Genomic DNA, 19,313 nt, shown 5'->3' on the forward strand with positions numbered 1-19,313 from the left:
CCCGGGCATGGACGCGAAGTGGTTTTCATAGGGGATTTGAACGCGCGGTCGGCATAGCCGACCACCCTACGAAAAACCGATTCCGACCGTGTATGATGTCGCTCTGAACAATACTGCACGGCCGGCCATGAACGAAGACATCCTCATCAACATCACCCCGCAGGAAACGCGCGTCGCGCTGGTCCTGCAGGGCGCGGTCCAGGAGCTGCACATCGAGCGCACCCTGACGCGCGGGTTGGCGGGCAACGTCTACCTCGGCAAGGTCGTGCGCGTCCTGCCCGGCATGCAGTCGGCCTTCATCGACATCGGCCTGGAGCGCGCGGCTTTCCTGCACGTTGCCGACATCTGGGAAGCGCGCAGCCACGAAGGCGCGAACACGCCGCCCACCCCGATCGAAAAGCTGCTGTTCGACGGCCAGGTGCTGACGGTGCAGGTCATCAAGGATCCGATCGGCACCAAGGGCGCGCGCCTGTCGACCCAGATCTCGATCGCCGGACGCATGCTGGTCTACCTGCCGCAGGACCAGCACATCGGCATCTCGCAGAAGATCGAGAAGGAAGCCGACCGCGAACTGCTGCGCACCCGCCTGCAGAACCTGCTGCCGAAGGACAGCAAGGGCGGCTACATCGTGCGCACCCAGGCCGAGGAAGCCTCGGACGCCGACCTGTCCGCGGACGTCGACTACCTGCGCAAGACCTGGGGCGCCATCGTCCAGGGCGCCCGCACCCGCCCGCCCACTTCCCTGCTCTACCAGGACCTGAACCTGGCCCAGCGCGTGCTGCGCGACTTCGTGCACGACGAGACTGCCACCATCCAGGTCGACTCGCGCGAGAACTTCAATATGCTGGTCGAGTTCGCGCAGGTCTACACCCCGAGCGTGCTCTCGCGCCTGGTCCACTACACGGGCGAGCGCCCGCTGTTCGACCTCTACGGCGTCGAGGAAGAAATCCTGCGCGCCCTGGGCCGCCGCGTGGACCTGAAAAGCGGCGGCTACCTGATCGTCGACCAGACCGAGGCGATGACGACCATCGACGTCAACACCGGCGGCTACGTCGGCGGACGCAACTTCGCCGACACGATCTTCAAGACCAACCTGGAAGCCGCGCACGCCATCGCGCGCCAGCTGCGCCTGCGCAACCTGGGCGGCATCATCATCCTCGACTTCATCGACATGGAGAATAACGAGCACCGCAACGCCGTGCTCGCGGAACTCAAGAAGACCCTGGCGCGCGACCGCACCAAGGTGTCGGTGAGCGGCTTCTCGGCCCTCGGCCTGGTCGAGATGACCCGCAAGCGCACCCGCGAATCGCTGGCCCACATCCTGTGCGAACCCTGCCCGGCCTGCAGCGGCAAGGGGCAAGTAAAAACCTCGCGCACGATCTGCTACGAGATCCTGCGCGAACTGCTGCGCGAAGCCAAGCAGTTCAATCCGCGCGAATTCCGCATCGTCGCTTCGCAAGAGGTGATCGACCTGTTCCTGGAAGAGGAATCGCAGCACCTGGCGATGCTGGGGGACTTCATCGGCAAGCGGATTTCCTTGCAGGTGGAGAAGGGTTACCACCAGGAACAATACGATGTGATCCTGATGTAGAAAACAACCGAAACCGTTTTCAAAGGTGCGAAACAAAACGGTGAGGGGCCGGCCGTTCACGTGGCGCACGAGCTGCACTCCCGGTGCCAAAACCGATGAAGCAAACTGCCTGCTCATGCGGCGCGAGGCGCAGCAGTCCTCGCATGCCGGCCACATTCATTGCGGCTCCGCTGGCCAGTCCACTGCCGAAACCCAGCGCTTGTGCGACGATGAGCATGTTCTGGATAGCGCAACCAAGCGACACCAGTTTCTCGCTTACCGGGATCCCGGCGCTGGTCTCGTCGACAAGGACCGCAGTTACCAGGCAAGGCGCATGAAACGCCTTCCCCGCCGCCGCCTCGCAAGCTTCTTTCCCGGCGAGCGGGTCGCGCTCCAGCAAGGCCTCGACGAACACATCGGACAAATCCTGGCGGCGCTCGTCAGGAACCAGAATGAAGCGCCAAGGCAGCAGGAGTCCATGATCCGGCGCCTGCGCAGCCGCCTGAAAAATCTCCTGCAGCGCAGCAGCATCCGGTCCCGGAGCTGCCAGGCGCCGCAATGAGACATGTCGGCGCGCAGCCAGGATCGCCGAAGCTTCATTGATCATCGGGGCACTCCTCCTTTAGGTATGCAGCCATACCGTTCCCAATCGTACACTCCTCATTCATGCAACGAGGTAATATTCGAACAATTCACGAGCATGAAAGGCGCTATTTGTCATTAGTCTGCCATAAGCTTGGGTGCCGGCGAGGCAACCGTACCCTCTTTACTTGCATCGAATTCTCGCTTGAGGCCGGCGAGGTCTTGCGGATCGACGGAGACAATGGCAGCGGCAAGACAAGCCTGCTGCGGATTCTCGCAGGTCTGCGCCAGGCCGATACCGGCCATGTGTCGTGGCAAGGAACAGACGTGCGCAATCCGGACGGCCATTTGCGCCAGGATCTTCTGTATATCGGCCATGCGGCCGCTGTAAAGGATAGCTTGATGGCGTGGGAAAACCTGGCATGTACAGAACTCCTCACCGGGCAAGCCGGAAAGACGCTCGCGCTCGACGCGCTCGCCAAGGCCGGACTCAGCTCGCATGCCTACACCTTTGGCAAGGCATTGTCGCAGGGCCAGCGCAGGCGTGTCGCGCTGGCCCGTCTCCACGTGCCGCGCAACCGCACGCTTTGGATTCTCGACGAGCCTTTCATCGGTCTCGATAGCGGCGCGGTCGATGCGCTGTGCGCTTCCATGCACGCCCATCGCAGGAACGGCGGCACCATCGTGTACACCTCGCACCAGGATGCGGGGCCGCCGGACATCCGGTCGCTCCGGCTGGTCGGCGCCGGCTGATGCTGCGGGCGTACCTGCATTCGCTCCGCTATGGCCTGCTGTCTTCGCTGCGCCGGCCTGTCGACCTGGCGTCGCCTCTGATATTTTTCGTCATGGTAACCAGCCTCTTCCCACTGGGCATAGGGCCCGAAAAAGCACTCCTGCTGCGCATCGCGCCAGGCATCGTCTGGGCTGGCGCCCTGCTGGCCTCCCTGCTGGCCTTGCACCGCCTGTTCGAACCGGAACTGGCGGATGGCACGCTCGAACAGATGCTGTTGTCGCCCGAACCTTTCGTCGTACTGGTCGCCGGGAAGATCAGTGCGCACTGGATGACATCCGGTGTTCCCCTGGCCATCGTGGCGCCGGTGGTCGCGCTCCAGTATGGGCTGGATGGCCCGGCGCTCGGCGCCCTCCTGTTCGGCGCGCTGCTCGGGACGCTGGTCTTCAGTACCATCGGCTCGATCGGCGCCGCGCTCGGACTCGGGAGCCGCGGCGGCAGCCTGCTCACCGCGCTGCTCGTGATGCCGCTTCAGATACCGGTCGTGATTCTTGGCTCGGGAGCCCTGACGGCAAGCCTGACGGGCGTGCAGCCGGCCCCTTATCTGATGCTGTTGGGAGCACTGGCCTGTGCCGCGCTCGCGCTCGCCCCCTGGGCAACGGCCGCGGCATTGCGCCTGTCACAGGAGTAGTCGAACAGACCAGGAGAATCCATGTCCATCGCCCAGCCCCCTGTCCCTACCACGCCGCGCCCCCGGTTGTTTCGGTTTGCGGCGCCACCGAATTTCGTCATGCTCGCGTCGCGGCTCGCGCCGTGGCTTGCCGCTCTTGCGGCAGTGGCCGGCGTGGCGGGCCTGGCGGTGGGTTTTCTCGTCGCCCCGACCGATGCGCAGCAGGGTGAGGCCTACCGCATCATCTACGTGCACGTGCCTGCTGCATGGCTCTCGATGCTGATCTATCTCGCCATGGCTTTTTGGGCGGCAGTCGGTTTCATCTACAACACCCGCGTATCCTCGGTCATGGCATGCGCATTGGCGCCCACCGGCGCCCTGTTCACCTTCCTCGCCTTGTGGACCGGTGCGCTGTGGGGCAAGCCGACCTGGGGGACGTGGTGGGTATGGGACGCCCGTCTCACTTCAGAGCTCATTCTCCTGTTCCTGTATGTCGGTTTCATGGCGCTGCACGCGTCCTTCGATGATGTGCGCCGGGCCGACCGCGCTGCGGCTATCCTCGCCATCGTCGGCATCGTCAACGTTCCCATCATTTACTTTTCCGTGAAATGGTGGAACACGCTGCACCAGGGCGCCTCGATCCGGCTGACCGAAGCGCCTTCGATGGCAACGCCGATGCTCGTCGGCCTGATGTTGATGACAGTGTCATTCTGGGCCTATGCGGCCGCGATCACCTTGAAACGTGCCAGGTGCATCGTGCTCGAACGCGAGTACGCCGCCGACTGGACGCGCAGCGGGAAGGAACACGCTTCATGAACTGGAACAGCTTGCAGGAATTCGCCTCGATGGGAGGCTATGGCGTTTACGTCTGGGGGGCATGCCTGGTGAGCTTCGCCGCGCTAGCCTGCGAGACCTGGCTGGTCCACCGGCGCGTGCGCCGGGCCATCCTGGCGCTCGACCGGAACGGGGAGGATCGATGAAAGCGCGCCAACACCGGCTGGCCCTCGTCCTGGCGGCCATTCTGCTGCTGGGACTGGCCGCATGGCTCGTCCTCTCGGCCTTCAGGGAGAACCTCGTTTTCTTCTACACGCCCACCCAGATAGCAAAGGGCGAGGCGCCCTCTGCCGGACTGTTCCGCATGGGCGGCATGGTCGAACAGGGCAGCGTGAAGCGCCATCCCGACGGCCTGACCGTCTCCTTTGCCGTCACCGACATGCACCGGACGGTACCCGTGGTGTACCAGGGGGCCCTCCCCGACCTGTTCAAGGAGGGCAAGGGCGTGGTCGCGCAGGGCCGCCTGCAGGACGGGCGCTTCACCGCCCACGAAGTCCTGGCCAAACACGACGAAAACTACATGCCGCCGGAAGCCGCATATGCACTGGCGCAACAGGAAGCCAAAGCAAAGGAAGCCAATGCTGCCGGAGATCGGTAATTATGCCCTGATGCTGGCCCTGGCCCTGACCGTGGTCCAGTCCCTGGTCCCCCTTGCCGGCGCCCATCGCGCCAGCCGGCGCTGGATGGCGGTGGCGCGGCCCGCAACCTCCGGCCAGGTCGCCCTGACCACGATCGCGCTTGCCTGCCTGGTCGCTTCGTTCCTGCGCAACGACTTCTCCGTCCTGTACGTGGCTCAGAACTCGAATTCCCTGCTCCCCTGGTACTACCGCGTAACGGCGACCTGGGGAAGCCACGAAGGCTCGCTCCTGCTCTGGACCTGGCTGCTGGGCTGCTGGACCCTCGCGGTCGCGGTCTTCAGCAAGCGGCTGCCGCAAGACATGGTTGCGCGGGTGCTGGGCGTGCTTGGCATGATCAGCACCGGCTTCCTGCTGTTCATGCTGTCGACCTCCAATCCGTTCGCGCGCCTGGTGCCGTCCGCCCTCGACGGACAGGACCTGAACCCGCTGCTTCAGGACGCCGGGATGATCATCCACCCACCGCTGCTCTACATGGGCTATGTCGGCTTTTCGGTGGCATTCGCGTTTGCCATCGCGGCCCTGCTCGCAGGCCGGCTCGATGCGGCCTGGGCCCGCTGGTCGCGTCCCTGGACATTGCTCGCGTGGGGATTCCTCACGCTCGGCATCTTCATGGGGAGTTTCTGGGCGTACTATGAACTCGGCTGGGGTGGCTGGTGGTTCTGGGACCCGGTGGAGAATGCCTCCTTCATGCCCTGGCTGGTCGGAACCGCCCTGATCCACTCGCTCATCGTCAGCGAAAAGCGCGGCAGCTTCCGCAGCTGGACCGTACTGCTGGCCATCCTTGCATTCTCGTTGTCCCTGCTCGGCACTTTCCTGGTGCGTTCCGGCGTGCTGACCTCGGTCCACGCCTTCGCGACCGATCCGGCCCGCGGCACCTTCATCCTGGTGTTCCTGACGCTGGTAGTGGGCGGATCGCTGCTCCTGTATGGCTGGCGCATGGGCCGCGTAGGCCATGGCGGCCGTTTCGCCCTGTTCTCGCGCGAGGCGTTCCTGCTTGCAAACAATGTAGTCCTGCTGGCGGCTACGGCGGCGGTCCTGCTGGGCACACTCTACCCCCTGTTCCTGGACGCACTTGAGCTCGGCAAGATTTCAGTCGGGCCGCCCTATTTCGAGACCGTGTTCGTGCCCCTGATGGTGCCCGCCCTGCTGCTGGTGGCGGTAGGACCTTTCGTGGCGTGGAAGTCGTCCGAGCCACGGGCCGTGCTGCGCCAGCTCGGTGGCATCGCCGCAGTCTCGCTAGTACTTGCCGGCGCCGCGGCGCTGGCAGCCGGCGCGACGCCGATGGTCGCCCTGGGGCTGGTAACGGCCCTGTGGATCCTTCTCGGCACCGCATGGCAGCTGGTCTATCGGGTGCGCCGCGCGCCGCCGGCCATGCCCATGGCAGTGCGCCTGGCGCGCGAGCCGCTCAGCTGGTGGGGCATGCTCGTCGCGCACGCCGGTCTTGGCGTCTTTGTCGCCGGGGTCACGGTCGCCAATGGATTCGACAGTGCCCGCGATGCGAGCATGCGCGCCGGCGATACCGCCAGGCTGGGAGAGCATACGTTCAGGCTGACAGACCTGCGGCGCGTAGAGGGGGCCAACTATCATGGCGTACAAGGCGTGTTTGCCGTGAGCCGCGGCGGCCGCCTTCTTGCCACGCTCAGGCCCGAAAAGCGCATGTACACGGTGCAGGGCATGGCCATGACGGAAGCCGCCATCGACCGCAGCGCGCTACGCGACCTCTACGTCTCGCTCGGCGAGGAGACCGCACCCGGGCGCTGGCTCGTGCGGGTGCAGCACAAGCCCTTCATCGCATGGATCTGGGCGGGCGCCCTCCTGATGGCGGCAGGCGGACTTGCCGCCGCGGCCGACAAGCGCTACCGCGCCGCCCCGGCGCCTACGGCTGCCGCACAGGGCAAGGCCAAGGCGGCGGTGCGCACATGAAGAAGATCCGCTTCCTGCTGCCGCTGGGGGTATTCCTGGCGATCGCAGCCTTCCTGGCCGCCGGATTGAAGCGCGATCCACGCGCGCTGCCCTCGCCCCTGGTTGGCAAGCCGGCGCCGGCATTCGAGGCCCGCAGGCTGGGGACATCCGGCGAGACCTTTTCGCCGCAAGCCATGGCGGGCAAGGTGTGGCTGCTGAACGTCTGGGCGTCCTGGTGTGTGTCCTGCCGCCATGAACACCCCGTCCTGACCCGCTTTGCGAAGCAGGGCCTGGCGCCCGTGGTCGGCCTGAACCACAAGGACCAGGAGGATGCCGGCTTGCGCTGGCTGCAATTGCACGGCGATCCCTACGTCCTGTCCATCGCGGATCCGGAAGGCAGGATCGGCATCGACTATGGGGTCTATGGCGTGCCGGAGACCTTTGTCATCGATGCTCGCGGCATCGTCCGCTACCGCCATACCGGTCCCCTCACCCAGGAACTCCTGGAGACCCGTCTCATTCCGTTGATAAGGAGGCTGAATGCCACGTGAACTCCTGTTCGCCCTGTGCTTCCTGCTGGCCACAGCGGCCCACGCTGCGGCCACGCCTGCACAGGAGGTCGACGAACGCGTCGAAGCCGTGTCGCATCAGCTGCGCTGCCTCGTGTGCCAGAACCAGACGATCGCGGAATCGAACGCCGACCTGGCCGTCGACCTGCGCCGGCAGGTACGTGAACTGCTCGCCGAAGGCAAGAGCGAGGAACAGGTCCTTGCCTACATGACGGAGCGCTATGGCGACTTCGTGGTTTACCGGCCGCCGCTCAGGAGCAGCACCCTGCTGCTCTGGTTCGGCCCGGCCGTGCTGCTGCTGGCAGGCGCGACCGGCCTGGCGTGGCGAATCCGGCGCATGCGTCCGGCCCCGCCGCTGCAGCAAGCCGAATACGAGCGCGCCGAACAGTTGCTAAGGCCGGGAAAGGAAGAAAGCCAATGACGGCGTTTCTCTTCGTTGCGGTCGTGATGACCGCGCTGGCGCTAGGATGCCTTCTGTATCCGCTGCTCCGCTCTTCCCTGGCGTCCGGACCGGCGGCAATCGATGGCTTGCAGGTGCTGCGCGAGCAGGCCCGCGAACTGGACCTGGCACTGAAGGAGGGGAGCCTGACGGCAGCAGCCCATGCGGAAGCAAGCGACGAATTGCGGCGCCGTGTCGGCGAAGAGCCCGCCGCGCTGCCGGCATCGCATCCGGACAGGCAGCAGCGGCTGCTGGCCGGGTTTCTCGCGCTGTTCGTTCCCGTCGTGGCCGCAGGACTCTATTACCACCTTGGCAATCCTGCCGCGCTTGCAGTGGCAAGCCCGGAAAGGAACATCGGGGGGCCCCGGCACGAGATCTCGGCAGCCGACGTCAGCACCCTCGTCCAGGGACTTTCTGATCGCATGCGGCGCGATCCTGCGAATGCCGATGGCTGGTACATGCTGGCGCGTTCGTACACCGCGATCGGCCGCTATCAGGACGCGGTGCTGGCCTATGAGCGCCTGCTGGTGCTGGTGCCGGACGATTCCGCGGTGCTGGCCGACTATGCCGACGTCCTGGCCACCGTCAAGGGGGGCAGCCTCGAAGGCAAGCCGGAACAGCTGGTGCTACAGGCATTGGCGCTCAACCCCAAGGACGTCAAGGCGCTGGCGCTGGCGGGAAACGCGGCCTACCAACGGGGTGATGCCGACAAGGCCCGCAGGTATTGGGAGCAGCTACTGCCCCTGACCCCGGGCGACTCGGCCATCCACCAGGGGACGCTTGCCAGCCTAGCGAGCCTGAAAGGGAGAACATCCCCGGCTGGCAAGGCAGAGACGAACGACACGCCCGCATCCCGCGATGCCGCACGCGCGCTGACGGGAACCGTGACGCTCGCTCCCGAACTGGCATCGGAAGCCTCGCCAGGCGACACCGTGTTTATCTTTGCGCGCGCAGCACAGGGCCCGCGCGCGCCTCTGGCAGTCAAACGCATTACCGTCGCGCAACTGCCGTATGCGTTCGCCCTGGACGATTCGCAGGCCATGGCGCCCGCGCTGAAGCTCTCCGGGGCGAGCGAGGTGGTAGTCACGGCGCGGATCTCCCGTTCCAACAGCGCGACGCCTGTCAAAGGCGACCTCGAAGGCCGTAGCGGCGTCGTCCGGTCCGATGCGCAGGCGGTCACGATCCGCATCGACAGCCGCATCTGAACATGCGGGTCAAAGGCGAGGCAAGCGTGCGCGGCTCATTGTGAAAGTTGCCGATAATGCTCTCACGGTTAGCCTAAGAGGAGTTGAGCATGGAAGCAAAACCGCCAACTGATCGCCGCGCCCCACCGACAAGGGCTCAGGAATTGAAGGCTTTTTTCTTCATCACCTGCGTGCTCGCGCCCTTTCTGACTTTTACGGGCATCATCGGCTACGGTTTCCTGGTCTGGATGTACCAGCTGGTGACCGGCCGCCTTCCTGGCGCCTGAGCGCCACATATCCGGAGCGCTCATGTCCGAAGAAATCCATATCGCCGGCATCATCGTTGCCGCAACGCGCACCCACGCCGTCACGGTAAGGGCAAACCTCGCGCTTCTTCCCAAGACAATCATTCATGCGGCAGCGGAAGACGGCCGCATGGTCGTGACACTCGAGACAACGTCGACCCAGGCCACGCTCGACTGCATGGACGCGATACGCGCCCTTCCCGGCGTCCTCAATGTGGCGCTCGTGTATCAACACGCCGAATCGGCGGCAGCAATGGAGGAAACGATCTCATGACCCATACGCGACGAGAATTCATTACGCAGACCGCTGCAATGACCGCGGCTGCCACCGCCGGCATTCCCTTCGACGCTTCCGCCACGAACGTCGTGACCGATGCGGCCAGGACTCAGCTCACCTGGAACAAGGCGCCCTGCCGGTTCTGCGGCGTGGGCTGCGGCGTGAACGTCGGCGTGAAGGATGGGCGCGTGGTCGCCACCCACGGGGACATCAACGCGGAAGTCAACCGCGGCGTCAACTGCGTCAAGGGCTACTTCCTCTCCAAGATCATGTACGGGGCGGACCGCCTGACGCAGCCCCTGCTCCGCATGAAGAACGGACGCTACGACAAGAATGGCGAATTCGCGCCCGTTTCCTGGGATGCCGCCTTCGACCTGATGGCGGCGCAGTTCAAGAAGGCGATCCAGCAGAAAGGGCCGACAGCGGTCGGCATGTTCGGCTCGGGCCAGTGGACCATCTGGGAAGGCTATGCGGCGGCCAAATTGATGAAGGCAGGCTTCCGCAGCAATAACCTGGATCCCAACGCGCGCCACTGCATGGCCTCGGCGGTGGCGGGCTTCATGCGCACCTTCGGCATGGACGAGCCGATGGGCTGCTATGACGACATCGAGAATGCCGACGCCTTCGTCCTGTGGGGCTCGAACATGGCGGAGATGCACCCCATTCTCTGGACCCGCGTGACCGACCGGCGCCTGTCGAAGCCGAACACCAGGGTGGCGGTGCTCTCGGTATATGAACATCGCAGTTTCGAGCTATCGGACCTGTCCATCATTTTCCGGCCGCAGACCGACCTGGCAATTCTCAACTATATCGCGCATCACATCATCAAGACGAACCGGGTCAACCGCAATTTCGTCAACAGGCACACCCGCTTCGTGCTGGGCAACGCCAATATCGGCTATGGCTTGCGCAAGGAACATGCGCTCCAGTTGGCTGCCGCCAACGCTGCAAATGCCGGCGGCAGCAAGCCCATGACCTTCGAGGAGTACGCCAAGTTCGTCAGTGCCTACGACATCGATACCGTCTCCAAGCTGACGAATGTGCCGCGTGAGCGACTGGAACGTCTCGCCGAGCTGTACGCCGATCCGAAGATCAAGGTCATGTCCTTCTTCACGATGGGTTTCAACCAGCATACGCGCGGGACCTGGTGCAGCAATTTGCTGTACAACCTCCACCTCTTGACCGGGAAGATATCGACACCAGGCAACGGGCCTTTCTCGCTTACCGGCCAGCCCTCGGCCTGTGGCACCGCGCGCGAAGTCGGCACCTTCTCGCACCGGCTTCCCGCGGACATGATGGTAACCAATCCGAAGCACCGCGAAATCGCGGAAAAAATCTGGAAACTGCCTCCTGGCACAGTACCGGACAAGCCGGGATTTCACGCCGTCGAGCAAAGCCGCGCATTGAAGGACGGCAAGCTGAACGTGTACTGGTCGATGTGCAATAACAATATGCAAGCCGGCCCGAACATCATGGGCGAAATCCTGCCGGGTTTCCGCAACCCCAATGCCTTCGTCGTTGTCTCCGATGTCTACCCTACCGCCAGCACGACAGCCGCGGACCTCATCCTGCCGACCGCGATGTGGGTCGAGAAAGAAGGAGCCTATGGCAACGCGGAGCGCCGCACCCAGTTCTGGCACCAGCTGGTAAAAGCGCCTGGCCAGGCCCGCTCCGACCTGTGGCAATTGATGGAGTTTTCCAAGCGTTTCAAGATGGAAGAAGTCTGGCCGGCGCCGCTACTGGCCGCTGCGCCCCAGTACCGCGGCAAGACGCTCTACGATGTCCTGTTCCGCAATGGACAGGTCAACCAGTTCCCGACCACGCAGATGGAAGCGGGCTACATGAACGACGAAGCGGCGGCCTTCGGCTTCTACGTGCAGAAGGGACTGTTCGAGGAATATGCGCAGTTTGGCCGCGGCCATGGCCACGACCTGGCACCCTTCGATACGTACCACAAGGTTCGTGGCTTGCGCTGGCCGGTGGTGAACGGCAAGGAAACGCGCTGGCGCTATCGCGAAGGTTTCGATCCTTACGTCAAGAAAGGCGAAGGCGTCCGCTTCTATGGCATGCCCGACGGCAAAGCAGTAATTTTCGCCCTTCCCTACGAGAAAGCGGCAGAGGAGCCGGACAAGCAGTATCCCTTCTGGTTGTCCACCGGCCGTGTGCTGGAACACTGGCATACCGGCACGATGACCAGAAGGGTGCCTGAACTGTATCGCGCCGTGCCGAATGCGGTCTGCTTCATGCATCCCGACGATGCCAAGGCGCTGGGCGCCCGGCGCGGCGACCTGATCGAAGTCAAGTCGCGGCGTGGTCTCATCCATTCGCGTGTCGAGACCCGTGGACGCAACCGCCCGCCGCGCGGACTGGTATTCATCCCCTTCTTCGATGCGAGCCAGCTGATCAACAAGGTCACGCTCGACGCCACCGATCCTATCTCGTTCCAGACCGACTACAAAAAGTGTGCGGTTGCCATTCGAAAAGTCTAGGGAGGAGGACATGAAAAACTTACGTTCGGGCCTGATTGCCCTGATCTTGTTTGCCGCTGCTCCCTATGTCACAGCCCAGCAGGCCCTCGACAGAATGCGGGGCCCGACGCCCCTGGCTGAAACAGTCAAGCCTGCGCCAATGGTCAATCCGGACAACAGTGACGTACGGCGGGTTCGCAACTACGCCATGCAGCCCCCCGTGATTCCCCACAAGATCGAATCATATCAGGTGGACAAGAATGCGAACCGCTGCATGATGTGTCACGCACGGACGCGAACGCAGGAAAGCCAGGCGCCGATGATCAGTGTGACGCACTTCCAGAACCGTGATGGGAACTTCCTGGCCGAACTCTCGCCACGGCGCTATTTTTGTCTCCAGTGTCACGTTCCGCAGGCAGAACTTCCTCCGCTGGTCCCCAATAACTTCAAGGACGTCGACACCATGCTGAACCAGGCGGCGACACCCACCCAATCGAAGAAGAAATAGGGGACAACAATGATCAAGAAAACCTTCTTGCGCTACTGGCGCTTTCTGACACGCCCAAGCGTGCACCTGAGCCTTGGGTTCCTGATCATTGCCTCCTTTATCGCCGGCATCTTGTTCTGGGGTGGATTCAATACAGCCATGGAAGCGACGAACACCGAAAAGTTCTGCACCGGTTGCCACGAAATGAAGGACAACGTATACGTCGAGTTGCAGCGCACCATCCACTTTACGAACCGTAGCGGCGTACGCGCAAAATGCTCGGACTGTCATGTACCTCACAACTGGACAGACAAGATGGCACGCAAGATGCAGGCCTCGAAGGAAGTATGGGGCAAGATTTTCGGCACGATCAACACGCGCGAGAAATTCGAAGCCATGCGATTGACTCTGGCGCAACACGAGTGGGATCGCCTGAAAGCGAATAATTCTCTTGAGTGCAGGAACTGCCACCAGTTCGAGTCGATGGACTTTACCCGCCAGAGCCCAAGGGCTGTGCAAGCGCACTCTACCCTGCTTGCCAGCGGTGAGAAGACATGTATCGACTGCCATAAAGGGATTGCGCATACGCTTCCGGACATGGCCGGACACTGATCTCGCCTGGCGAGGTAATCGACCTGTTGCTGGCACAAGAATCGCAGCACCGCGCGGTGCTGGGTCATCAGAAGCGGATTTCCCTGCAGGTGGAAAGGGCTATCACCAAGGACCATACGATGTCATCCTGATGTAACAATCGCGGCGGTTTCCGGCCGGGTCTGGGTAAGATGAATTCACATTCTCGACGTATGGCCCAAGGATAGACGATGGAAACCGAACTGAAGCTCAAGATCGCCGCGTCCGACGTGGCGCGCATGCGCGAGCATCCCCTGCTCGCCAAGCTGCCCGAGGCTGACCGCCGCGAGCACGAACTCACCGATACCTATTACGACACACCGGCGCTCGACCTGTGGCGCGCCGGCCTGACCCTGCGCCTGCGGCGCGACGGCGATGCGTGGATCCAGACCATCAAGACGGCAAGCGCCGGCTCGCCCACGCTGCACGAGCGCGGCGAATGGGAATCGCGCCTCGACGGACCACAGCCCAACCCCGACGACCTGGCGCGCCAGATCAAGCCGCAGCGCCTGCGCGACGTCCTGCGCGCCCCGGCGATCACCGGGCAGCTGCAGCCGGTCTTCACCAGCACCACCCACCGCATGACCTGGAAGATCAAGCTGAGCGGCCTGCCCGGTGGCCAGCTGGTCGAATGCGCGCTCAACAAGGGCAGCATCGACGCCAACGGTCGCAGCGTCGACGTCGGTGAACTCGAACTGGAACTCAAGCGCGGCAATCCGACCCGCCTGTTCGAGCTGGCGCTGGCGCTGCACCAGGACATACCGCTGGAAGTGGCCGTTGAAAACAAGGCGGCGCGCGGCTACGCGCTGCTGCAGGACGAGGCGCCGAAGCCGGTCAAGGCCGCCAAGGTGCGCTTGACGCGCAAGATGCGCATGGAAGACGCGCTGCAGGAGATCGGCCTGAACTGCATGGCGCAGATCGAGGCCAATGTGCCGGGCGTGCTGGTGCAAAGCGTCGAGAGCCTGCACCAGATGCGGGTCGGCCTGCGCCGCCTGCGCGCCTTGCTCGACATGGTTGGAGACATCGCGCCGCTGCCGGCCGAACTGAAGGAAGGCCTGGACTGGCTGTCCGGCGAACTCGGCGCGACGCGCGACTGGGACGTGCTGGCCGAGACCACGCTGCCGGCGATCCACGGCATCCACACGGAGGCCTTGCAGGCGGCGGCGAAGGAACGCGCGCGCACCCTGCACAAGGCCATGCTGCCGACGCTGCACTCGCCGCGCTATACCCAGCTCATGCTGCAGATGAACGGCTGGCTGCGGGGCCGCCAGTGGCGTCCGGCCTCTGGCCTGGCGAAGATTGACCCATTGGCCCAGCCGGCGCTGGATGGTCTGGTGCCCTTGGTGCGCAAGGCCTCGGCGCGCCTACGCAAGCGTATCGCGGCGCTCGACGAGCAGGACGCGCCGGCCCGCCATCGCGTACGCATCGCGGCCAAGAAGGCGCGCTACGCGGCCGAGTTCTTCGGCGACCTGCTGCCGGCCAGGGAAGTGAAGGCTTACGTCAAGTCGCTGTCCGCGCTGCAGGATCGCCTGGGGCACCTGAACGACCTGGCGGTCGCAAGCAAGCTGCTGCCGGTGCTGGAGAACAGCGGACATGCGCACGATGCTTCCTTTGCACGTGGTTATGTGAGCGGTGCGTCGGATGCCTCCAGCTGCGGGCTGCGCAAGGCGCTCGACAAGATCGCGCGCCTCAAGCTCATATGATGGATCCCCGGACGGAGGCAGGCTGGAAGGCGGCGTGGCGCGCACTTGGCGCCGCCGCGCCTGATGGCCTGCACGCCCAGCTGCTCGCGGCGTGGTCGGAACCGCAGCGGCACTACCACACGCTGCAGCACCTTGGGGAATGCCTGACTCTCGCCGAGGAGCTGGGTGACGAGATGGATCATCCGTCGGAAGTCGTCCTCGCGCTCTGGTTCCACGACGCCGTCTACGATGTCCGCGCGCACGACAACGAGGCGCAGTCGGCGCAGTGGGCCGAACGTGCGCTGCGCGAGGCCGGTGTCGCCGCGAATGCGCGCAAGCGGATCATGGATCTCATCATGGCGACCTGCCATGGCGCCGCCGATGCGCCAGCTTCGCAGGACAGTGCGATCCTGATCGACATCGACCTCGCCATCCTGGGCAGCTCCGAACCCCGCTTTGCGGAATACGAGACGCAGGTCCGCGCGGAGTATGCCTGGGTGCCGCCGGAAATATTTGCCGTCAAGCGGCGCGAGGTCCTGCGCGGCTTCCTCTCACGCGAGCGCATCTATGCCACCGGCACGATGCACACGCGTTACGAGGCGCAGGCACGGCGCAACCTTTCCCGCGCCGTCGGGATCGCCTAGTCAGGCACAGATCTCCAGCAGCACGCCGCGCAGCCAACAACCTCGGTGTCAGGTCTGACATTCAGACACGAGCTCAGCTATATTTCGCGGTAACAGCCGAGCTTGTGTCCGAATGTCAGACCTGACACCCGGGTTGTGGATCAGGCACAGGTTTCCAGCACCACACCGCGCAGCCAGCGGTGAGCCGGGTCGGCGTCCATGCGCGGATGCCACAGCATCGATACCGTCAGCTGCGGCACGTCGACCGGCAGGTCGAAACTGTACATGCCGTCGCGCAGGATGCCGGTCTGGCGTTCGGGCACCGTGGCGACCAGGTCGCTCGCACGTGCCAGGGCCAGTGCGGCTGCGAAGCTGCCGGTCGTGGCGGCGGTGTTGCGCGCGGCACCAAGTGCCTCCAGGGCCACGTCCACCGGCGCCTGCCTGCCGCCCTCGCGCGCCACCAGCACGTGGGCGGCCGCCAGGTAGCGCGCCAGCGTCATCCGGCCGCGCGCCAGGGGGTGGCCCGGCCGCACCACGCCGACGAAGCGGTCGCGAAACAGCGCGCGGGTGCGTACTTCCGGGCCGGCTTCCTTGCCGACGATGCCCGTCTCGAGGTCCACCGTGCCTTCGCGCAGCAGCGTCGTTTCGCGATCCGTCTTCGGCAGGAAGCGCAGGCGGACACCGGGCGCTTCCTTGCTCACGCGTGCGACCAGGGCTGCCCCGACGTTCTCGACGAAGCCCTCGCGCGTGCGCAGCGTGAAGGTACGGGTGAGTGTCGACAGGTCCAGCGCCGCTGCGGGACGCAGGGCCGCATGCGCTTCTTCCACAAGCCGGTGCACGGGCTCGCGCAGCGCGAGCGCATGCGGCGTCGGTACCAGTCCCCGTCCGGCGCGCACCAGCAGCGGGTCGCCCGTGGTCTCGCGCAGGCGCGCCAGCGCGCGGCTCATGGCTGAAGCGCTCAGGCCCAGGCGGCGCGCGGCGCCCGCGACGCTGCCCTCGGTGAGCACGGCATCCAGGGTGATGAGCAGGTTCAGGTCGGGGTGGTCCATGCGCCGATTCTAAACCATGGCGTTTCGTGCAGGTATTCAGTGCAATCCATGCGTCTTGCGCCATGCCTTCGGGCGGCATAAGGTGGAGGCATGGACACCACCTCTTCTTCCCAGCGCTTCGCGCTTGCCGCCCTGTCGATGTCGACCCTGCTGGGCGCGCTCGGCACCAGCATCGCCAACGTCGGCCTGCCCGCACTGTCCGCGCACTTTGCCGCGCCTTACGCCCGCATCCAGTGGATCGTGCTGGCCTATCTGCTGGCCAGCACGGCGATGGCGGTCGTGGCTGGAAGGCTCGGCGACCGCTACGGCAGGCGCCGCGTGCTGCTCGGCGGGATCGCCATGTTCAGCATCGCGTCGCTGGGCTGCGCATTCGCCGCGTCGCTGCCCATGCTGGTGGCGGCGCGGGCGCTGCAAGGCGCCGGGGCGGCCGCCATGCTGGTCCTGAGCCTGCCCTTCGCGGCCGATGCCGGCGGGCGCAGCGGCCGCACGATCGGCCTGCTGGGCAGCGTCTCCGCCGCCGGCACCACCCTCGGCCCCGCCCTCGGCGGCGCCCTGCTCGCCGGCTTCGGCTGGCCGAGCCTCTTCCTCTTCCTGGCCCCGCTCGGCCTACTCACCTATGCCTGCGCATGGCGCGGCCTGCCGCCCGGGCGCAGCCAGGCGGTGCGCAAGGATGCGGGCGTGCAGGCGCCCTATGGCGCCCTGGTCGGGATTGGATTGATGACGGCGGTGGTGATGGCGACCCTGGTGATCGGGCCCTTCCACCTCGCGCGGACCCTGGGGCTGAACGGTGCGGCGCTCGGCCTGGCCATGGCTTGCGGACCGCTGGCCGCGGCACTGGCCGGCGTGCCCGCGGGACGCGCGGTGGACCGCCATGGCGCCTCTTGTGTCGGCCGCATCGGCCTGGCTTGCGCGGCGGCGGGCTGCGCGCTGCTGGCGTTGCTGCCGGCCGCCACCGGCGTCGCGGGCTATGTGATTCCACTGGCGGTGCTGACCAGCGGCTACGCCCTGTTCCAGGCGGCGAACAACAGCGCCGTCATGGCGGCCTGCGATGCCAGCCAGCGCGGCGCGGTCTCCGGCCTGCTCACCCTGTCGCGCAACCTCGGCCTGCTGGGGGGAGCCTCCGCCATGGGCATGCTGTTCGCGGCGACCGGCATGCGCACGGCCTTCATGGCCTCCCTGCTGCTCGTCGGCGCGGCGGGTCTTACCTGGCGGCGGACGGGAAGAACAGCTGCTCGCCGTCCGGCTTGAAGGCGGCGATTCTATCCTGTCCTTCTTTTGAGGTCATCCAGTCGATGAGCTGCCTGGCGCCCTTGTAGTTCACGCCCTTGTGTTTGGCCGGGTTGACCGCGATGATGCCGTAGGGGTTGTACATGCGCTTGTCGCCTTCGACCAGGATGGCCAGGCCCGTCCTGGCCTTGTAGGCGCCGTAGGTGGCGCGGTCGGTCAGGGTGTAGGCGCGCATCTCGGCCGCCATGTTCAGCACCTCGCCCATGCCCAGGCCCGCCGACACGTAGCTCGCGCCCGCCGGCTTGGTGCCGGCCTGCTGCCAGTAGCCCTTCTCCATCACGTCCGTGCCGGAATTGTCGCCGCGCGAGATGAACCTGTTGCCGCTCGAAGCGATCTTCCGGAAGGCCGCGATCACATCCTTGCTGCCCTTGATGCCGGCCGGGTCGTTCGCCGGGCCGACGACGATGAAGTCGTTGTACATCACGTCGCGACGGTCCACACCCCATCCCTCGGCCACGAACTTGTCCTCCAACTGGCGCGCATGCACCAGGGTGACATCGACGTCGCCGTTCTTGCCCAGCTCGAGCGCCTTGCCGGTGCCGACCGAGATCACGCTGACCTTCATGCCGGTCCTGGCTTCGAAAGTCGGCAGCAGGTACTTGAGCAGGCCCGAGTTCTCGGTGCTGGTGGTGGTGGACAGGCGCAGCGTCTCTTGCGCCTGCGCCAGCGGGGCCGCCAGGGCAAGGCTGAGCAGCAGGGTGATGAAGGGTCGGCGTTGCATGGTTGTTCTCCTGGTTTGGCAGTCAACGGTACTCGAGGCGCCCATCGCGCAGCTTCAGGCGGTGGATGCCGGGAAGCCCGATCAGGTCGCGGTCGTGGCAGGCCATCACCACGCTGCCGCCTGCATCGAGCAGGGTCGGAATCAGGGACATCACCTGCTCGCGCGCAGGGCCGTCCAGGTTGGCGGTCGGCTCGTCGAGCAGGAGCAGGCGCGGTTGCAGCACGCGCGCCCGGGCCAGCGCCACGCGCTGCTTCTCGCCGCCCGACAGGCGAGATGGATCGGTGTCGCGCAGGTGCTCGACGCCGGCCCAGCGCATCGCCTCCTCGACCACGGGCGCCACCGTGCTACGGCTTTCTCCACGTGCCAGCAGGCCATAGGCGATGTTGTGAAACACGCTGGTCGAGAACATGATCGGATGCTGGTGCACGAAGACGATGGCGCGCCGCAGGGCGGCCGGATACGGGTGCAGCGGCATGCTTTGCCCATCGAATTCGACCGTGCAGGCCTCGCAACGTTCCAGGCCCGCGAGCATGCGCAGCAAGGTGGACTTGCCGGCGCCGTTGACGCCGGTCAGGACGTAGCCGGTGGCGGCCTCAATGGACAACAGGTCGATATCGAACAGCAGGCGCTCTCCGTGGCGCTTGCGCATGCCGTGGATGCTCAGGA

The 19,313-nt window shown here is 65.1% G+C and carries 22 protein-coding genes; 18 read left to right on the forward strand and 4 right to left on the reverse strand.

From position 1 onward, the window contains the following. Window positions 1–127: 127 nt before the first annotated feature. Window positions 128–1,591 (forward strand): ribonuclease G, encoded by a 1,464-nt coding sequence (gene rng, locus NX780_RS12935; protein ID WP_258828280.1) that lies wholly within the window; start codon window positions 128–130, stop codon window positions 1,589–1,591. Between the two features lie 19 nt (window positions 1,592–1,610). Here rng and NX780_RS12940 read toward each other — a convergent pair whose 3' ends face one another. Next, window positions 1,611–2,177 carry a nitroreductase family protein gene (locus tag NX780_RS12940; protein ID WP_258828281.1) on the reverse strand — a complete coding sequence of 189 codons (567 nt, stop codon included), beginning with the start codon at window positions 2,175–2,177 and terminating at the stop codon, window positions 1,611–1,613. A gap of 59 nt (window positions 2,178–2,236) precedes the next feature. Between NX780_RS12940 and ccmA the strand changes: the two genes are divergently transcribed. The 16 genes from ccmA (at window position 2,237) to NX780_RS13020 (ending at window position 15,611) form a co-directional block, all read left to right on the forward strand. Next, window positions 2,237–2,905: a cytochrome c biogenesis heme-transporting ATPase CcmA gene (gene ccmA, locus NX780_RS12945; RefSeq protein ID WP_258828282.1), complete on the forward strand. Its 669-nt coding sequence runs from the start codon at window positions 2,237–2,239 to the stop codon at window positions 2,903–2,905. Next, the gene (ccmB, locus tag NX780_RS12950; RefSeq protein ID WP_258828283.1) at window positions 2,905–3,573 is read left to right on the forward strand and encodes a heme exporter protein CcmB; all 669 of its coding nucleotides are present in this window, start codon (window positions 2,905–2,907) and stop codon (window positions 3,571–3,573) included. Before ccmA ends, ccmB begins: the two co-directional genes overlap by 1 nt. Window positions 3,574–3,594: 21 nt before the next feature. Then, window positions 3,595–4,368 (forward strand): heme ABC transporter permease CcmC, encoded by a 774-nt coding sequence (gene ccmC / locus NX780_RS12955; RefSeq protein WP_258828284.1) that lies wholly within the window; start codon window positions 3,595–3,597, stop codon window positions 4,366–4,368. Then, window positions 4,365–4,532: a heme exporter protein CcmD gene (ccmD, locus tag NX780_RS12960; RefSeq protein WP_258828285.1), complete on the forward strand. Its 168-nt coding sequence runs from the start codon at window positions 4,365–4,367 to the stop codon at window positions 4,530–4,532. The genes ccmC and ccmD overlap by 4 nt, the downstream gene beginning before the upstream one ends. Beyond that, complete coding sequence (gene ccmE, locus NX780_RS12965; protein WP_258828286.1) at window positions 4,529–4,984, forward strand: cytochrome c maturation protein CcmE; 456 nt, start codon at window positions 4,529–4,531, stop codon at window positions 4,982–4,984. Before ccmD ends, ccmE begins: the two co-directional genes overlap by 4 nt. Continuing rightward, window positions 4,965–6,947: a heme lyase CcmF/NrfE family subunit gene (locus tag NX780_RS12970; RefSeq protein ID WP_258828287.1), complete on the forward strand. Its 1,983-nt coding sequence runs from the start codon at window positions 4,965–4,967 to the stop codon at window positions 6,945–6,947. Before ccmE ends, NX780_RS12970 begins: the two co-directional genes overlap by 20 nt. Further along, a complete protein-coding gene (locus tag NX780_RS12975; RefSeq protein WP_258828288.1) occupies window positions 6,944–7,477 on the forward strand; it encodes a DsbE family thiol:disulfide interchange protein in 534 nt (177 codons plus the stop codon). The genes NX780_RS12970 and NX780_RS12975 overlap by 4 nt, the downstream gene beginning before the upstream one ends. Next, window positions 7,467–7,916, forward strand: a complete 450-nt coding sequence (locus tag NX780_RS12980; RefSeq protein WP_258828289.1) for a cytochrome c-type biogenesis protein — start codon at window positions 7,467–7,469, stop codon at window positions 7,914–7,916. The genes NX780_RS12975 and NX780_RS12980 overlap by 11 nt, the downstream gene beginning before the upstream one ends. After that, entirely contained in the window at window positions 7,913–9,139 is a 1,227-nt protein-coding gene (gene ccmI, locus NX780_RS12985; protein WP_258828290.1) for a c-type cytochrome biogenesis protein CcmI, read from the forward strand. The genes NX780_RS12980 and ccmI overlap by 4 nt, the downstream gene beginning before the upstream one ends. Window positions 9,140–9,228: 89 nt before the next feature. After that, window positions 9,229–9,405: a periplasmic nitrate reductase, NapE protein gene (locus NX780_RS12990; RefSeq protein WP_258828291.1), complete on the forward strand. Its 177-nt coding sequence runs from the start codon at window positions 9,229–9,231 to the stop codon at window positions 9,403–9,405. Window positions 9,406–9,427: 22 nt separating this feature from the next. Further along, window positions 9,428–9,697 carry a chaperone NapD gene (locus tag NX780_RS12995; protein ID WP_258828292.1) on the forward strand — a complete coding sequence of 90 codons (270 nt, stop codon included), beginning with the start codon at window positions 9,428–9,430 and terminating at the stop codon, window positions 9,695–9,697. After that, window positions 9,694–12,189, forward strand: a complete 2,496-nt coding sequence (gene napA / locus NX780_RS13000; RefSeq protein WP_258828293.1) for a nitrate reductase catalytic subunit NapA — start codon at window positions 9,694–9,696, stop codon at window positions 12,187–12,189. Before NX780_RS12995 ends, napA begins: the two co-directional genes overlap by 4 nt. A 10-nt stretch (window positions 12,190–12,199) precedes the next feature. Next, window positions 12,200–12,676: a nitrate reductase cytochrome c-type subunit gene (locus tag NX780_RS13005; protein WP_258828294.1), complete on the forward strand. Its 477-nt coding sequence runs from the start codon at window positions 12,200–12,202 to the stop codon at window positions 12,674–12,676. Between the two features lie 9 nt (window positions 12,677–12,685). After that, window positions 12,686–13,267, forward strand: coding sequence for a NapC/NirT family cytochrome c (locus tag NX780_RS13010; RefSeq protein ID WP_258828295.1), 582 nt, complete (start codon window positions 12,686–12,688; stop codon window positions 13,265–13,267). Window positions 13,268–13,476: 209 nt separating this feature from the next. Continuing rightward, the gene (locus NX780_RS13015) at window positions 13,477–14,988 is read left to right on the forward strand and encodes a CYTH and CHAD domain-containing protein (RefSeq protein ID WP_258828296.1); all 1,512 of its coding nucleotides are present in this window, start codon (window positions 13,477–13,479) and stop codon (window positions 14,986–14,988) included. Further along, window positions 14,985–15,611, forward strand: coding sequence for an HD domain-containing protein (locus NX780_RS13020; protein ID WP_258828297.1), 627 nt, complete (start codon window positions 14,985–14,987; stop codon window positions 15,609–15,611). Before NX780_RS13015 ends, NX780_RS13020 begins: the two co-directional genes overlap by 4 nt. Before the next feature lie 140 nt (window positions 15,612–15,751). On the opposite strand, the gene NX780_RS13025 is transcribed toward NX780_RS13020, so the two are convergent. Beyond that, complete coding sequence (locus NX780_RS13025) at window positions 15,752–16,639, reverse strand: LysR family transcriptional regulator (protein ID WP_258828298.1); 888 nt, start codon at window positions 16,637–16,639, stop codon at window positions 15,752–15,754. Between the two features lie 90 nt (window positions 16,640–16,729). Here NX780_RS13025 and NX780_RS13030 point away from each other — a divergent pair, with 90 nt between their 5' ends. Continuing rightward, on the forward strand, window positions 16,730–17,887 hold the full coding sequence (locus NX780_RS13030; protein ID WP_258828299.1) for an MFS transporter: 1,158 nt from the start codon (window positions 16,730–16,732) through the stop codon (window positions 17,885–17,887). On the opposite strand, the gene NX780_RS13035 is transcribed toward NX780_RS13030, so the two are convergent. Further along, window positions 17,841–18,647: an ABC transporter substrate-binding protein gene (locus NX780_RS13035; RefSeq protein ID WP_258828300.1), complete on the reverse strand. Its 807-nt coding sequence runs from the start codon at window positions 18,645–18,647 to the stop codon at window positions 17,841–17,843. The genes NX780_RS13030 and NX780_RS13035 overlap by 47 nt on opposite strands. 22 nt (window positions 18,648–18,669) lie before the next feature. Continuing rightward, window positions 18,670–19,296: an energy-coupling factor ABC transporter ATP-binding protein gene (locus tag NX780_RS13040; RefSeq protein WP_258828429.1), complete on the reverse strand. Its 627-nt coding sequence runs from the start codon at window positions 19,294–19,296 to the stop codon at window positions 18,670–18,672. Window positions 19,297–19,313 lie beyond the last annotated feature (17 nt).

This window comes from Massilia agri, from assembly GCF_024753255.1.
Classification (GTDB): domain Bacteria; phylum Pseudomonadota; class Gammaproteobacteria; order Burkholderiales; family Burkholderiaceae_D; genus Telluria; species Telluria agri.